At 59.0% G+C, this 15,512-nt stretch carries 11 protein-coding genes and 1 pseudogene; 7 read left to right on the top strand and 5 right to left on the bottom strand.

Annotated features, from left to right (window positions below; all coding sequences use genetic code 11):
• Positions 1 to 283 precede the first annotated feature (283 nt).
• Positions 284 to 4,528 (bottom strand): LuxR C-terminal-related transcriptional regulator, encoded by a 4,245-nt coding sequence (locus I6F33_RS26615; RefSeq protein WP_225144595.1) that lies wholly within the window; start codon positions 4,526 to 4,528, stop codon positions 284 to 286.
• Between the two features lie 652 nt (positions 4,529 to 5,180).
• Between I6F33_RS26615 and I6F33_RS26610 the strand changes: the two genes are divergently transcribed.
• Positions 5,181 to 5,972 (top strand): Crp/Fnr family transcriptional regulator, encoded by a 792-nt coding sequence (locus tag I6F33_RS26610; RefSeq protein ID WP_036025682.1) that lies wholly within the window; start codon positions 5,181 to 5,183, stop codon positions 5,970 to 5,972.
• Between the two features lie 153 nt (positions 5,973 to 6,125).
• Here the strand turns inward: I6F33_RS26610 and I6F33_RS26605 are convergent, their stop codons facing one another.
• The gene (locus I6F33_RS26605; protein WP_036013665.1) at positions 6,126 to 6,398 is read right to left on the bottom strand and encodes a hypothetical protein; all 273 of its coding nucleotides are present in this window, start codon (positions 6,396 to 6,398) and stop codon (positions 6,126 to 6,128) included.
• A gap of 351 nt (positions 6,399 to 6,749) precedes the next feature.
• Positions 6,750 to 7,154, bottom strand: a pseudogene (locus I6F33_RS26600) (hypothetical protein); the annotation flags it as partial.
• A gap of 199 nt (positions 7,155 to 7,353) precedes the next feature.
• On the opposite strand from I6F33_RS26600, the gene I6F33_RS26595 reads away from it, so the two are divergent.
• Positions 7,354 to 7,614, top strand: a complete 261-nt coding sequence (locus tag I6F33_RS26595) for a hypothetical protein (protein WP_225144655.1) — start codon at positions 7,354 to 7,356, stop codon at positions 7,612 to 7,614.
• Between the two features lie 35 nt (positions 7,615 to 7,649).
• Here I6F33_RS26595 and I6F33_RS26590 read toward each other — a convergent pair whose 3' ends face one another.
• Positions 7,650 to 8,339, bottom strand: a complete 690-nt coding sequence (locus I6F33_RS26590) for a response regulator transcription factor (RefSeq protein ID WP_057029413.1) — start codon at positions 8,337 to 8,339, stop codon at positions 7,650 to 7,652.
• A gap of 917 nt (positions 8,340 to 9,256) precedes the next feature.
• Here I6F33_RS26590 and I6F33_RS26585 point away from each other — a divergent pair.
• Positions 9,257 to 9,598, top strand: coding sequence for an H-NS family nucleoid-associated regulatory protein (locus I6F33_RS26585; protein WP_036025684.1), 342 nt, complete (start codon positions 9,257 to 9,259; stop codon positions 9,596 to 9,598).
• A gap of 55 nt (positions 9,599 to 9,653) precedes the next feature.
• Here the strand turns inward: I6F33_RS26585 and I6F33_RS26580 are convergent, their stop codons facing one another.
• Complete coding sequence (locus tag I6F33_RS26580) at positions 9,654 to 9,875, bottom strand: hypothetical protein (protein WP_225132503.1); 222 nt, start codon at positions 9,873 to 9,875, stop codon at positions 9,654 to 9,656.
• Between the two features lie 422 nt (positions 9,876 to 10,297).
• Between I6F33_RS26580 and I6F33_RS26575 the strand changes: the two genes are divergently transcribed.
• The 4 genes from I6F33_RS26575 to I6F33_RS26560 all read left to right on the top strand — a co-directional run bounded on the left by I6F33_RS26575 (position 10,298) and on the right by I6F33_RS26560 (position 15,477).
• Positions 10,298 to 10,861 carry a DapH/DapD/GlmU-related protein gene (locus I6F33_RS26575; RefSeq protein WP_225132504.1) on the top strand — a complete coding sequence of 188 codons (564 nt, stop codon included), beginning with the start codon at positions 10,298 to 10,300 and terminating at the stop codon, positions 10,859 to 10,861.
• Positions 10,862 to 10,912: 51 nt separating this feature from the next.
• Entirely contained in the window at positions 10,913 to 11,272 is a 360-nt protein-coding gene (locus I6F33_RS26570; RefSeq protein ID WP_225132505.1) for a hypothetical protein, read from the top strand.
• Complete coding sequence (locus I6F33_RS26565; RefSeq protein WP_036025692.1) at positions 11,259 to 11,501, top strand: acyl carrier protein; 243 nt, start codon at positions 11,259 to 11,261, stop codon at positions 11,499 to 11,501. The genes I6F33_RS26570 and I6F33_RS26565 overlap by 14 nt, the downstream gene beginning before the upstream one ends.
• Before the next feature lie 280 nt (positions 11,502 to 11,781).
• Positions 11,782 to 15,477 carry a DUF4082 domain-containing protein gene (locus I6F33_RS26560; protein ID WP_225144594.1) on the top strand — a complete coding sequence of 1,232 codons (3,696 nt, stop codon included), beginning with the start codon at positions 11,782 to 11,784 and terminating at the stop codon, positions 15,475 to 15,477.
• Positions 15,478 to 15,512 lie beyond the last annotated feature (35 nt).

The raw sequence follows: 15,512 nt of genomic DNA, 5'->3' as shown, positions 1-15,512 counted from the left end.
CGAGGTGGTGCGCTCGGAGGGCGGTCGCATTTTCTGCGATTTCAATGAGTTATCGAGGACTATCAATGCATCAGGGGCATTTCAAGTCTAAGAATATCTTTCAGGAAGGCCACCCAGGGCGCGTCTTGTCGGGTGGCGTTTTTCGAGAGATCGCGCTGTCCCACGGCACGGTTGGTCCCACGGCCGGCCACTCAAGGATCCAGGCCGCATATCAACCGACCAGTATGCGGAGCAGGCTGTTCAACATCGGCCCTGCGTCCTGCTCGCGAGACAATGCAACATTTCAAATCAGCAGGTCATGATGCGCAGCTACAGGGGCGTGATGGGGTCCGTTATTGCCATGGTTGGCCGCGGGATCGTCCAGTGCGTTGGGTAGGATTTTGACGAGGATATCGAGGGTGGCCGCCTGATCGGGCTTGGCGCGTGGATCGAGCGGAATGTGGACCTCTCTAGGTTCAATCCTGACGATGGGAGTGAAAGGAGTTGCGTCGCTGTCGAAGCGGAACACCCGATCTTGATCGGCGCCGCCGGTCTCGAACGCAGCTTTAGCCGGCTGTGCGGCCACCGATGCGATTGCAGCAGGTTGCGTAGCGTGCTGCGAGTTTCCGTTCCCTGCACTATCGCCTTTTGTGGCGCTCGATTCGGCGATCTCGGCTGCTGCTGATGCCTTTGTGGAGGCCGAGTGTGAATTGTATCCTGAGTTGCTATGCTGCAGGTCAGCCAGTTTTGCCGTGGCCACTGCTGCCGACGCGCTTGCGTCCGATGCACGATGATTGTCGCCCTCACCGACACTCTTCTCGGACATGAAGACAGTTTCAGCCAACTCGGTGGTTGTCGCCTTTACAGGCTCCGGCTCCGCCGTTGCAACACTTTCGTCAGCCTTCGGGCCGTGAGCAGAGGTCGAATGCTCCCATTTGTTACTCTGCTCCACGCCGCTGGGCTCTGCCATCTTCGCTGACTCGCGCGTATAGGCTGGAGTCCAGGAATGATGCTCATTGTCATTGCCGAGGCCATTGCCCGGTGTCGCCTTTGCTTCGGCCGTCTCGGTGGCCGCCGTTGCCGACCCTCGCTCCGACGCGCGCGAGTTGCTGTGGTCCAGACCGCCTGGTTCGGCCGCTTTTGATGGCCCTGACGAATCGTCCGAAGCCAGTGGATCATGCGCGTTGTCCTTGCCGGCGCGATTGCCCGGGATGGACTTCACTTCGGCCGTCTCTGTGGCCACCTTTGCCGACCCTCGCTCCGACGCGTGCGAGTTGCTGTCGTCCAGACCGCCTGGTTCGGCCGTTTTCACTAACCCCGACGGATCGTCCGAAGCCAGTGAATCATGCGCGTTGTCCTTGCCGGCGCGATTGCCCGGTATTGACTTCACGTCGGCCGTCTCCGTGGCCGCCTTTGCCGACCCTCGCTCCGACGCGTGCGAGTTGCTGTCGTCCAGGCCGCCTGGTTCGGCCGTTCTCGCTGACCCTGACGAACGGTCCGAAGCCGGTGGATCATGCGCGTTGTCCTTGCCGGCGCGATTGTCCGGCATAGACTTCGCTTCGGCCGTCTCCGTGGCCGCCTTTGCCGACCCTCGCTCCGACGCGTGCGAGTTGCTGTCGTCCAGGCCGCCTTGTTCGGCCGTTCTCGCTGACCCTGACGAACGGTCTGAAGCCGGTGGATCATGCGCGTTGTCCTTGCCGGCGCGATTGTCCGGCATGGACTTCGCTTCGGCCGTCTCCGTGGCTGCCTTTGCCGGCCCTTGCTCCGACGCGTGCGAGTTGCTGTGGTCTAGGCCGCCTGGTTCGACCGTTTTCGCTGACCCTGACGAACGGTCCGAAGCCGGTGGATCATGCGCGTTGTCCTTCCCGGCGCGATTGTCCGGCATGGACTTCGCTTCGGCCGTCTCCGTGGCTGCCTTTGCCGACCCTCGCTCCGACGCGTGCGAGTTGCTGTGGTCCCGGCCGCCTGGTTCGGCCGCTCTTGCTGGCCCTGACCAATCGTCCGAAGCCAATGAATCATGCGCGTTGTCCTTGCCAGCGCGATTGCCCGGTATGGACTTCACGTCGGCCGTATCTCTGGCGCCGGCCATTGCAGACATTTGCTCGGGAGCGTGCTGCGGCCCTTCGCGGTCGTCCCTGTGCGCTGTCGCGAGGCTCGATTCACCAAAATCGGCTGCTTCCGATGCGTTTTTAGAGGTTGAATGCACCGGCTTGCCATGTTCCGCGCTGCCTGTTTCTGCCGTCTTCCCTGACCTTCCCGAAGGATCCGAAGCCGGGGATTGATGCTCGTTCTCATCACCGACATCACTCCCAGGTATGAAGCCACCGTCCGTCTGCTCCGCACCTGTTTCCTTTGCAGGCCATGGCTCCAGAACATGCTGTGAGTTACTGCCGCCCGCGCTACCGGCCGCTGCGATGCTGGGGCCGGTGCCTGCATCGTTCCGCTGACTCTTCAATGTAAGACTTTCAACTTCCGTTACCGCTGCAGCATGAGCAAGCACGATCGGTGATATGCGAGCCGACCCCTCGGTCCCATCGACGCTCTCTTCCGTTGTGCGGGCCGGCGCGAATTCAGTCCTCAAGCCGGCATCAGCCAGACTGTCCCAAACTCCAGCGGTCCCGAATGTGCTCTCTCTCGTCCCGATACTTGCATGGGCACTGTCGGTACTCAGAATAGCTTCGATTGCAATCACGGATGTCAGCGCTTCTTCGAGCTGCTCCAACGTGAGAGCGGCCGCCGCGGCTGTCGGCTGGCCGACAAAATCCGATTCTGCGATGGATACAATTCCCGGCAGATGGATTTCCAACAGGTCGCGGTCTCCGATCTCCAGACCATGATCGGTCGCATTCACATAGACGATCGTTTCATTGGTTGTGGAGTTGAAGATCCAAGCGACGGTGTGTGGCGGTATGGACTTGCTTGCTGCTGTCATATGAAGCCTGGCAAGGGCTCCGAAAGCCGCAAGATTGATCCTGCTCGGCCCAGACGCGAAGTTGAAGACAGAGTCGGAAGAGGTAGAACTGGAATCGGTCGGGTCGCGATGAACAACGTTTTCAGCGACGTTGCCGCCCATCAGCTGATCGTGGCTATATCCGCTACTACCGGCATCGTGACTGAAGTGCACGAGGCCGGCAAGTTTTTGGAGAGTCTCCCCTACGGTACCATCACTCGAGTGGCCCCGAGTGCCTTCTCCGGCGGCGCTTTCATTTTCAGCGGCCACAAACGCGGAAGGCAGGCGAGAAGCCTGCGCAAGGAAACCCGGGACTGAATCATCTACATGATGATCGTCGGCATTGGTGATCGCAGCCAGTTTGGTGGCCGCATTGTATCCGGTAACGTCCACGAAGCTGTCGAGCGGCGCTTTGGCCGGGTCATGCGACGGCAATGCCAAATGGGGATCGCTGAGTGTGTAGATCAACGCACCGGTGAGAGTGGCGAAAGTACCATACCCTCCGTGAATCAAAGTCGGATTGGATGTCAGCCGCGAGAATAGATGTTCCTCGGTGGAATCACCTCCAATCTTCGCGTCGTTCATTCCTCGCAGGGAAGGTGTGGCCAAACCGGGCGTGCTTGATCCAACAGAACTGTAGTCCTTCCACGATTTCGAGCCTGCGGATTGCTCAGCGGTGCGAGGCGCTTCCATTGCCGAGGCCGCGGTCGAGATTTGGCTCGCCCCGACAAAAACGCCTCTCTGAGTGAGCGACGGCTTTTCGTCGGAGTCCGCGACGATGGCGTGACGGAGGATAGCTCGCTTCCAGAGCTCATATTCGGCATACTCCACCGCGGGGCCGGTGCTGTCGTCATGCGGAAGAATGTCGTTTGCCTCCGACGCCTTGAGTTCGTCCGCAATGGCGACCGCCAGGAGAGCCAGCGAGAGCATTCCGAACCCGGACGGGCGTTGTAGCAATGCGAGGGTGGCGAGCACCGTCCTGTTGGTTATTTCAAGCTTCTGAAATATGTTGTGCAGGTGTACTTTAACGGTTCCATCTGAAACGTTTAGCTGGTGCGCGATCTCCTTGTTCGACATTCCTTCTGACACCAGTCGTACAATTTGACGTTCGCGCGGCGTCAATAGCTCCAGTAGGTTGTCGATTTTGCTGCTGTCGGTTTTCTCGACGGTTGGCGAGAGATCGGACTGCTCCAAAAAGCTACGCTTCGTCATCAGTCGCAGCGATCGCAGCACAGCGTCCGGTGCAACATGCTTCGCGATTGCATCACACGCGCCAGCAGCGATGGCCAAGGTTAGATCGTGGTCCGTGTCGGAATCTGTAAAGAACACCAGGCGCGTGGGCAGCCGATCAGCTTTCGCAATGACGAGGATCTCGGATGCCGTTAGATCTGGCAGGGTGTCAGCAAGAAGTGCAACGTCGGGTGTCAAATTCCGCATCGCTTGGATGCAGCTTGTCCCGTCGCTGCACGACGCGATGACGTCGAAGTCCGGCTGTGCCCCGAGTACCGACTCAAGCCCCCGTAGAACCATCGGCTGTCGATCGACGATCACAAGCCGGATGGGCTTGAATATCCGCTCTTTCGCAGACGTGTCTAACATGGACCCTGCCTCGACCCGGCCGTCTATGTCCTTCGGCATATAGCCGAGACCGAGTGAGGTCATTAAAATACAACGAATAGAATAAAGAAAGAGATTTAATCCGGTTTAACCATATCTAAAATCGCGAATTTGACGTGCAAATGTGCCCATTTGCCGTAAGTCCTATCCTTTTGCCGAACAGTACGGCGACGCCAGGCCGTTGGGTGGGCTTCGAGTGGGGCACACGAACGGCTCACGGCCGTCATTCCAACGCTTTTGGTCCCCCGGCGGCCAGAACACCATCTTGGAAATTGGCCCTCCCTGAGACGAGACTTTCAGAGCGCGCTCGCGATGCGCGCCTGCGCGCTTCACAACTCAAGGCCGATCAGCTGTTCGGAGAATGATCGTTGGCTGGGATGCTGTTCAGCCGCAGCGCAGGCTGCCGTCGGCGAGTCGACGACATCAATTGCAGGTCCGCGACAGGTCCGTATAAGCGCAAGCTGGAGTCGCGGGCGCAGGCCGTCCCTTGAATGGCGGACCAGCGCGTGCTGGCCTTCATCGCAGGAACCATATCTGTGGTTGCCAGTTGACTGCTGTTGAGCTGCACGCCGGACAGCAGCTTGACGAGCCGGCATGAGTTCTCGCGCCGAACATCCGTCGGGGGGTTGATCCCATGATGGACCACGCGACCAGGGTTGGTAATCGGTTGTTAGCAGCGTTGCCGCCGGCGGATTTTGCTTTGCTTGCACCTCATCTACGGAAGATCGGGATCGAGCGCGATACGGTGCTCGTCCGATCAGGCGATCGGATCGAACATCTTCTCTTCCCCCTGAGCGGCGCGATAGCCACTATCATGGAGTTGCCGAACGGGCAGACGGTCGCCACGACGATAGTGGGGCATGAAGGGGCTGTGGGTCTGACGTCAGCGCTTGGCGCATCCCACTCGCCCGTGACGGCCGTTGCTCGCATCGCCGGGACCGCGCTGCAGATCTCGCCTGCGCAATTCCTGACAGCGCAACATTGCAGCCCCGCCGTCGCAGCGATGGTGCAAGTGTTCACGAGATCGTTGCTGACGCAACTCCAGCACGTGGCTGCCTGCAACGCATTACATTCCGTCGAAGCCCGCTTGGCGCGCTGGCTGCTTCACATTCACGATCGGGCAAATGGCAGCGATCTCCTCCCGCTGACCCAAGAAACGTTGTCGGAATTGTTGGGCGTCCGCCGCACCACCGTCACACATGTCGTGAGCACAATGCGGACATCAAGAGCACTAAGATCCAATCGACGTGGCCAGCTTGAAATCGATCGGCCGCGGCTCGAAGCCATGGCATGCGAATGCTACAAGGTCATGAGCCGCAGAATCGATCGGATCGTCTCGCAGAGCACGGTCGGGCTCGTTCATAGGCCTCCAGCGCGGAGCGCCTCCCGCTCGCCTGGCGGCCGAATAGCCGGGACAGGCTCTTAGAACCAGTTCGTTTTCGCGAACCACCCCGCATGTGCCCGCGCCATTCGGCAAACCGCGCGAGGCTCGGTCGCTGCAAACGTCCGATCCTGCGCGGCATTTTTTTCGACTTTGCGGCGGCTCCCGGCCGAAGCGAACAATGGACGAAAATTCCTGTCATCCACTCGCCTTGGGACGCTCGTCACAACAGCCCGACTTCTTGCGAATGAGCGGTATGGCCATGAGCTTTGCCTGTGCGAAGCCGGAAGGCCCACCCGCGGTCCGAGCGGGGTTGTTGGCGCTGCCCGCCTTGCGCAGCTTGCGCTGAAGATTCTCCTCTCGACCTACCCGCTCTCTGAGCTTTTCAAGTTCCGCAAGCTCTGCCACCAGCGCCTCGAGACGTTCTCGAAGCAGCGCCGCAGGACTCTCCGCTCGAACGCGGATATTCATGACACGCTCCTGATCGAGGTCTTGAGAAGAAGTCGCATAAGGTCAGGAAAAGTATGTAATTCACCACAATCGCATGAACATTTGGCAGTGTTTACACCGCAAATCGCGCTGCGGCGGTGCAACAAGGGACGACTCGGCCGGAGTTTAAGAAAGGTCCAGCCCTGCCAAACCGTACGGCGCCGCAGGCTCACGCATGGGCTGAGAAGACTGCTATCGGCTGGATTCGGCTGCACTCGAAATCCTGGTGTTAGCTCCCGGACACTCGGCCTTGCGCTTTTCCTCGTCTTCTTCTGCGCAATCGAGCCCACCACTTGCGTTTGGAATTCCAGAGCTGCCGCCGGTTGCGAAAGGCCCTTTCGCACTGCCTCCGCCACCGCCAGACCCGCCGCTACCGCCGGATCCGCCACCGGCTGCCCCTCCTCCGGCGCGAGATGATTTAGCAGAGCCCCCGCCAGGGGCTCCCCCGCCCCCTGTTGACCCGCCGCTGGAGCTCCCCGGTCCCGATACGGACGACCGGTCGTTATCGAAGAACGACGATTGCCTCCCATCCTTCTGCGTCACTCCACGCAGGCCCCCCGAGCTTGCAATGGCTCCTGAGGTCAGGGAAGTGGATAGAAGCAGAGTCATCACTGGGGGTGTGACGGCCGCAAATCTTCCGCAGGTTTTCAAGAACGCCCGCCGGTGGTCATCTTCGTTGCCGTCCCGGGTCACAACACGCTCTCCTCGGTTTAAAATATTAATTACGGTATTATACATTAAATTTATTTTCAACCGATAATTTTCTTTATGTGAGTGGTGTTTCTTGACGTGCGCCGTCAATTGATCGTGGGCAATTTCCGTACTCGTTCCTGTACTTCCTGGCCTTCGGGCGCAGCTTCGGAGTTGCGCTCGCCATTTAATACGATTAATTTGCGTTTTAACGGACGTCGAGCGCAGGGCTCGATTGCAACGGATGATGATGACGATGCCACTGCAATTCCACCGGTCTGTCCGCGACATGGAGATCTGGAGCGCAACCAGCGAGGGCTTCTCGTTCGTGATCAGCTTCGGAAGCCCGAGAGGCCCCGGCTTTCATGGCCGCGCCGGCTATTTGGCGAGTTGGCGTCCGCTCCACAAAAACCAAGCCGCAATCAAGATTGGCGGTTCGCCCTTTCGAACGTTAGCCGAGGCCGAAGGGGCCTGCAGCGACATGGCCGGGCTTCTGGCGCCACGATAACCCCCGCGCACGTTCGGAAGAGCCAGACACTCCCATTATTTCACGCTCGCCGGATCCTGATGCAACAGATCAGGGGGATCCATCTTACGTGACGCGGCATGCAGCTCGTTTCGCGAAATCGCCAATGCCGCGAGAATCGTGCGATTGCTGATGTCCAGCTTTTGGAAGATATGATGAAGGTGGACCTTGATCGTACCGTCGGCAAGGTTCAACCGACGTCCAATCTCCTTGTTCGATAGACCCTCCGACACAAGCCGCATGATTTGCCGCTCCCGGTCCGTCAGTTGTGCCAGGGGCTTCTCATCGGGGCGGGCCTCATCATTGGCTAGCCATGCGCTCGGCGAGGCCGCTGCTTGGCCCTGGGCGGCTTTCCGCAGGGTTGAGACCAGCATCTCGGCATCCGAATCCTTCGAGAGGACGATGCAGGCGCCCTCCAAGGCCAGCCTTTGCAACTCACAATCCGCCGCGACACCGGCGAAAAAGACTACCGCGGGACTTGGGCCTGAAGCGTTTGCGGGAGCGAGGATCTGCTGCCGGCTGACATCAGGCAGTGCAGCATCGACGAGCGCGACGTCCGGCACAAGAAATCGGATTGCCTCATTGCAGCTTGCGCCATCGCTGCAGGACGCAACGATCGTAAAATCACGCTGCGCTGCAAGAACGCTCCTGATCCCTTGCAAAACGATTGGATGTCGATCCGCGATGACAATTCTGGTGCGGTGCATGCTTCCCCTGCCTATCGCTAACAACCCCCCGTGCAGCCGTTTAATCCAACAATTTCTTCGAAACGCGAGGATGACGGGTCCGCTCGGCGACAATGTCACACAGTCTCAAATCCTAGACAGCCGAACGTTCGACGACTGCGCCACGGTAACTTGACCGGCAAGTATGCGCAGCACCGTAAGAATGCGGTGCTCAACATTCGAGGCCGCAAGCTTGTAGACGAAAGCCAAATTTCGACAACGCATGATAGATTCGATCAGAAAATTCTCCCATAGAATGTCTAGGCGCACGGATCGGCTGCTGTGTCATGATGGTCAACATCCAATTAACTTCGTTGGCACCGTTATTACCAACGATATATTGGGTCATTCACGATTCAAATCTAACATTCGACGAAGTTTCGACGAACACGAGATCGTTCAAAAAGCCACGTTATTGAAGGGAGGAAAAGTAATACTATTCATCAAGGCGAAGCTGGTTAGTAAAGCACGAAAACGGCTGCGTCGCGCAGCCAGTGTAGCAACGACGAAATCCGGTCACCCATATTGGAGCTGCATATTCGTCAATTCAGCAACTTCAATGAGCGGTCATGGAGGGCATCGTTGGCAATGAGTAGGTGGTCACATGTATTCTTCAGCAGTTTTGCGTCAAACTCATCAGGCTCTCATCATTCAATTCACTGAATTGCAGAACTTGCGTAGCCGCGTGTCGAAGGCCGAGCAGCGATTGCTTGCGCCGAGGCGACGAGCCCGGGGGCGGAGGGCGAAGCGACCGCTGGTTCGGAGGCACGGGCCCAGCCGGTAACTCCGACCACCACGCACACTGGCGCAGCGGCACGGGTGATCGTGCTTGCCGGACCCCGGTTTGACCTGATAAGCCCCCCTCCTGTTTCGGTTCGGAGGTAGTGGGGACGGCTTCCATGGAGAACGATGATTGGGCATCTATGACCACAGCTGAGCTGTGGCGACTCTACGATGAGGTCACTGCTGTTCTTAGTCGCAGGATGACCGCGGAAAAAGCCAAGCTCGAAGAGCGGCTTCGCAAGATCGAAGGTAAGACCGGGGGGCAGACCGAGGGACGTGCACGCCGCCCCTACCCTCCCGTGCTGCCGAAGTATCAGAACCCTAAGAACCCGTCCGAAACCTGGTCCGGCCGTGGTAAGCAGCCTCGATGGCTGAAGGCGCAGCTTCGCGCCGGCAAGAAGCTAAACGATCTCCTGATCGACCGCCCGTCCGCACAACGGCGCCGCCGGGCCGGCTGAACCTCCGACCGGTCCCCTGGACGGTGGTGTCAGGGCTGGGCCGCCAGGCGCCACTTTAGCGAGTGCTATCTTCTTTCCCGTTAGGACTGCCGTCCCCACCACCGTTGCCCTTGCCATTATTGCCCTGCACAACTTTTCCGCCAGAACTAGCGATGGCGGACGAGGTCAGAGAGGTCGAAAGCAGCAGCGTCATCACGGGAGGAGTGACGGCGGCAAATTTTCCACAGCTTCTCAAGAACTCACGGCGGTCTTCACTATTGGAGTCAGTCGGGTTCATCGGCGCTCTCCCTGCGATGGTCATAGAAAATAAGCGGATTTGGATGCATCGCAAGTTAAATGTGTTAATTCAACCAATTTAATTGCCACCTTCCGCAAGTCCACGCCACTAGCGTGCCATGTCCCGGGAGCTATTCCTTCGAAAGGAATGCACGAAAACGCAGCGTGGACACACGCTGAACAGGGGAAACCGATGCCGGCGAGCGGCCAAGCGTTCTTTGATTCGAGGCGGTTGATTGACGGCGGTCCGGGACCAAAACAACGCGATACTAAAAATAATTGAAATCCCAAAAATATAACTCTAATTTTTGAATCGGCGGTTCGCCCGGGCAGGTACCTCATGTCCACTCCGCGAAGGCCGTCGATTTTAGATGGACGCCGTCGGTACGAGTCAATTGACGACGACGCAAATGGGCTTTTCTGATGCATTCAAAGCTCGATCCCAGCATGTCTGATCACAATTTGGACCAGTGGCTCGCCATCGCGCGCGAGTTCTTGCAGGCTCTGGCAGCTCGCAAGAGGAAGCAGTTCGATCGGAGGGTGTCGATCGGAGACCTTCTCACCGAGCGCGAGGATAACGCCGCAGCATATGGCTTTGGAGAGGGCAGCACGATGTACGACAACGTGCTCGTTCTTGGGCGCGTCAAGGTCGGACGGAATACCTGGATTGGACCGGGATGTATTCTGGATGGTTCAGGTGGAGATTTGCAGATCGGCGATTGGTGCTCCATCTCTGCTGGCGTTCAAATCTACACGCATCACACGGTAAACCGCTCAATTTCGCTCGGCCGGGATCCCATCGATTGCGCGCCCACCTCGATCGGCAATGGAGTCTACATCGGGCCGAATTCGGTGATTCAGATGGGTACAACCATCGGCGACCGCGCCATTGTAGGCGCGAACTCGTTCGTCGATAGAGACATTCCCGCGGGTGCAAAGGCGTTCGGCTGTCCAGCGCGAGTTCAGCTTGCGTCTAAAGCCACATAATGCAAGCCGCATTAGGCGCTCCTGGGAAGGCCGGACTACCGGTGCTTCACGATGCGGGTGGAGGATCTATTCGGTGATTCCGGGCTCATCTCCGTAGTCATTGCAAAGATCGATGGCGGCGTCTTCGTTCTCGATATCTGGCTCATGAGTTGCCGCGTGCTGAAGCGCCAGGTCGAGGACAAGATCATGTATGAGATTTTTCGACTCGCAGAGGTGGCCGGTTGCATGACAGTGCGCGTCATTTATCTTCCGACGACCAAGAACCGTATCGTCGCCGAATTCTACGAGGAGTTTGGTTTCGCGCGTACGGAAGACTCCGCAACCCGAAAAGAGTTCGAGCTGGAGGTGAGGAAGTATCAGGTGCGTTCGACAAAGATAGATGTTGCCCGGAGAGCCTATGAAGCAGGCTGAGGTATTAGCGAAGTTGCAGGAAGTATTCGACGGAATCTTCCTCGAGAAGATCGCGGCCACCCCCGAGCTCTCGGCGGCGGACGTCGATGAGTGGGACTCGCTCATGCAGATCTCGCTCGTGATCGCCGTCGAGCAGAAGTTTCGCGTTCGATTTCGCGTTGGCGAGGTCGAGGCGGCGCGGAATCTGGGTGAGTTCGCCGACCTAATCGCGAAGCGGATGGAACCATAAGAGTTGGACATCGCGAGTGCGTTCGAAGCTGGGCAAACGGCACATCCCGCTGAGTGCACGAGATCCGTGACGCGCGCCTGCCTTCAAGCTCAAGAGAAGTTGACGAACGGCGCTACTCCAAAGGCATAAATCGCTTCCGATTTAATATTTTTAATGTTATTTAAATATTGTTAATATGAACCAACATGACTGCCGCGATCAAAACTACAACCCGCACAGTTGGTGTTGCTACTTTAGATAGCGTTTGATCACGCTGGCTAGCTGGGGGAGTACAACTGACGTGGTCGGCAAGCGGATCCGCGTGAATGCCACCTACACCGACCTGTTCGGCGCCAGCGAGAACGTGACCAGCGCGGCCACGGCGACGGTTGCCGCTGCGAGTGCCACCACTACGCTGTTCACCACCCAGACGCCTGTCATCACCAATGCCAACGACGGAGTAGGTTATGAGTTGGGGATGCGCTTCACCAGCGACACCTCCGGCTCGATCCAGGCAATCCGGTACTACAAGGCCCCGGGCGAGACGGGCCCGCATATCGGCCACATCTGGTCGGCCACCGGCCAGGAGCTGGCGACGGTCACGTTCACCAACGAAGGCGAATCGGGCTGGCAGCAGCAGGCGCTCGCCACGCCCCTGACCATCCAGGCCGGCACAACCTACATCGTCTCCGTCAACATCAACAGCAACTACGTCTCCACCACGCAGGGCTTCGCCTCAGCCATCAGCAATGGTGGCCTGAACGCCCCGGTGGGTGCCGGCGTCTTCGACCTGTCCAAGGGCGCCTTCCCCACCAATGTCTATCAGAATGCAAACTATTTCCGCGACGTCGTGTTCGCTGCGGGCTCGTCACGGCCCAATAACCGCCCCGGTGTGGTAAGCGTCAGCGGGACGCCGACGCAGAACCAGACCTTGACCGCGACCGTGAGCGATGCGGACGGAGTGCCGGGCACCGTCTCCTATCAGTGGCAGCAGAGTGCGAACGGCAACTCGTGGAGCAACATCAGTGGCGCGACCGCGAGCACGCTGGTCCTCGGGCAGGCTCAGGTCGGCAGCTTCATACGGGTCACCGCCAGCTACACGGACCTCTCGGGCAGCACCGAGGCCCCGGTGAGCACCGCGACCGCCACGACAGTGGCCAACGTCAACGACCCCGGCGCTGTCACGATCAACGGCACCGCGACCCAGAACCAGATCCTGACGGCCAGCGTCACGGACCCCGACGGCGCGCCCGCCAGCATCACCTATCACTGGCAGAGCAGCCCCGACGGCACCACTTGGACGAACCTGGCCGCCACGACCTCGAGCCTCACCCTCGATAGCAGCCTGGTCGGCAAGCGGATCCGCGTGAATGCCACCTACACCGACCTGTTCGGCGCCAGCGAGAACGTGACCAGCGCGGCCACGGCGACGGTTGCCGCTGCGAGTGCCACCACTACGCTGTTCACCACCCAGACGCCTGTCATCACCAATGCCAGCGACGGAGTAGGTTATGAGTTGGGGATGCGCTTCACCAGCGACACCTCCGGCTCGATCCAGGCAATCCGGTACTACAAGGCTCCGAGCGAGACGGGCACGCATATCGGCCACATCTGGTCGGCTACCGGCCAGGAGCTGGCGACGGTCACGTTCACCAACGAAGGCGCATCGGGCTGGCAGCAGCAGGCGCTCGCCACGCCCCTGACCATCCAGGCCGGCACGACCTACATCGTCTCCGTCAACATCAACAGCAACTACGTCTCCACCACGCAGGGCTTCGCCTCAGCCATCAGCAATGGTGGCCTGAACGCCCCGGTGGGTGCCGGCCTCTTCGACCTGTCCAAGGGCGCCTTCCCCACCAATGTCTATCAGAATGCAAACTATTTCCGCGACGTCGTGTTCGCTGCGGGCAACGTCATCTCACTACTTAGCAGTTCCACAGTCTATGTCAGTGAGACGGGAGGGATGGCTACCATCACCGTCGTACGCTCCGGCGACCTCCAATCTCAAGCAACCGTGGAGTACACGACGAACGAAATCGGCACCGGCGGCACAGCTACCGCGGGCGAGGACTTCATCCAGCCCACGTTTAATGGCCGGTCGAACACTGGTCAGGTCGTCTTCAACCCCGGAGAGAGCACCAAGAGCTTCACCATCTCAATTGTGAAAGATCAGCTCACCGAGGGTAACGAGACGTTCGCGGTCGGGCTTCAGAATCCCGGTTCCGGTTCCCTCGGGACCCCGCGCACAGTGCTCGTGACCATCATCGACAACGACTCGCCCGTCGCGATCTCAATGGCGGACGCGGCGATAAGCGTTACCGAGAATACACCGACGGCAACGATTACGCTGCTGCGCAGCGGCAGCACCAGCCAAACAGCTACTGTCGGCTTCACGACAAGCAACGGCAGCGCCCTCGCGGGTTCCGACTACACCGCCTCGTCAGGCACGGTGACTTTCGCTGCTGGCCAGGTGACCCAGACGATCACGGTACCGATCCTCAATGATGCGACACCGGAGAATGATGAGACCTTCACGGTCACGTTGAGCAACCCAACCGGTGCCACTCTCGGCGCCGAGACAACGACGACTGTGAAAATCCTGGATAATGACAACCCCAATCTCGGCAATCTGGCGGGCGAGACGTACGTGACGGGACTGGGCCAGGGGTATGCCGGCGGGCCAACGGCGATCGATTGGACTCCAGACGGCCGCTACATGCTGATTGCCCAAAAGGACGGTGTGGTGCGTGTGGTGGACAACGGAGAACTTCGATCAACTCCGCTGATCGACATTTCGAGCGAGGTAAATGACGTCAATGATCGCGGACTGCTGGGTATCGCGGTGAACCCGAATTTCGCAACGAACCCCTATGTCTACCTGCTCTATACCTACGATCCACCCGAAACGGCGGGCCAGCCTGGCCTTGCCGGCCCCGATCAGGCCGGCAACCGACCGGCTCGCCTGGTGAGGGTCACCGTTGACCCAACCACAATGATTGCCGATCCGGCGAGCGAGGTAGTGCTGGTCGGAAAGAACAGCATCTGGGCCTATACGAGCCGTCCCGACGTAAACAGCACAGGCGATCCGAGCATCGCTCCTTCCGGCATCGTCAACGGCACCACGATCACAGCTCCGGCGAGCCAGATCGAGAGTGGATCGCAGGACAACGATCCGGACCGGACCGGCATCCAGAACCAAAACATTCGTGACTATCTGGCGACTGATAGCGATTCGCACGGCGTAGGCGCTGTTCATTTCGGCCCGGACGGTTATCTCTACCTCACCGTCGGCGATGGCGTGTCGTACAACTTCGTCGACCCCCGGGGAGTGCGCGTCCAAGACATCCACAATCTATCGGGCAAGTTGTTGCGGATCGATCCCGTTACAGGTGAGGGAGTGCCCGGCAATCCGTTCTATCAGGCAAGCGATCCAAACAGTAATGCGTCGAAGGTGTTCTACTACGGTGTTCGCAACGCGTACCGCTTCAGCTTCGATCCAGTTACCAATCTTCCTGTGCTCGGAGATGTGGGCTGGAACAGCTGGGAAGAGCTGAATACGGGGCCAGCCGGCTCGAACTTTGGATGGCCCTATCTCGAAGGCCCCGACAGGACCGGCAGCTACCAAAATCTCGCGCAGGCGATCACCTTCTATAACAATGGCAATCGGAACAATACGTCAGACCCGCCCGCGGTATTTCCGATCCTGTCTCTAAGCCATGGGGCCCCCGACAATGCCCACGTGATTACCGCGGGAGATTTCTATAATCAGAACACGATTTTTTTCGACGATGTCCAGAACGGAACGATCTTCGCTGCGACCTTGAACGCAAGCCGGCAGGTCACCAGCGTCCAATTGGTGGACAACGTACAAGGCATCGTCGACATGCAGAAGGGGCCCGACGGCTGGATGTACGGGGCCAATTTGATTGACGGCACTATCCGACGTTGGGTCGACCCCTCAGCGGGTACGGCGCTGGGGCTCGCAGCGTCGTCCTAGCAGGCGCCGGTCACTGCTTTCCCCATCGATGACGA

The organism is Bradyrhizobium sp. BRP20 (assembly GCF_020194215.1).
GTDB classification, from domain to species: Bacteria; Pseudomonadota; Alphaproteobacteria; order Rhizobiales; family Xanthobacteraceae; genus Bradyrhizobium; species Bradyrhizobium yuanmingense.
Note: the sequence above shows the minus strand (reverse complement) of the source record. Positions and strands in the feature narration are given on the sequence as shown.

Coding starts and splice junctions, on each gene's coding strand:
- I6F33_RS26615 (WP_225144595.1), bottom strand. CDS start 4,528: ATGTTAGACACGTCTGCGAAAGAGCGGATATTCAAGCCCATCCGGCTT.
- I6F33_RS26610 (WP_036025682.1), top strand. CDS start 5,181: ATGATGGACCACGCGACCAGGGTTGGTAATCGGTTGTTAGCAGCGTTG.
- I6F33_RS26605 (WP_036013665.1), bottom strand. CDS start 6,398: ATGAATATCCGCGTTCGAGCGGAGAGTCCTGCGGCGCTGCTTCGAGAA.
- I6F33_RS26595 (WP_225144655.1), top strand. CDS start 7,354: ATGATGACGATGCCACTGCAATTCCACCGGTCTGTCCGCGACATGGAG.
- I6F33_RS26590 (WP_057029413.1), bottom strand. CDS start 8,339: ATGCACCGCACCAGAATTGTCATCGCGGATCGACATCCAATCGTTTTG.
- I6F33_RS26585 (WP_036025684.1), top strand. CDS start 9,257: ATGGAGAACGATGATTGGGCATCTATGACCACAGCTGAGCTGTGGCGA.
- I6F33_RS26580 (WP_225132503.1), bottom strand. CDS start 9,875: ATGAACCCGACTGACTCCAATAGTGAAGACCGCCGTGAGTTCTTGAGA.
- I6F33_RS26575 (WP_225132504.1), top strand. CDS start 10,298: ATGCATTCAAAGCTCGATCCCAGCATGTCTGATCACAATTTGGACCAG.
- I6F33_RS26570 (WP_225132505.1), top strand. CDS start 10,913: ATGCGGGTGGAGGATCTATTCGGTGATTCCGGGCTCATCTCCGTAGTC.
- I6F33_RS26565 (WP_036025692.1), top strand. CDS start 11,259: ATGAAGCAGGCTGAGGTATTAGCGAAGTTGCAGGAAGTATTCGACGGA.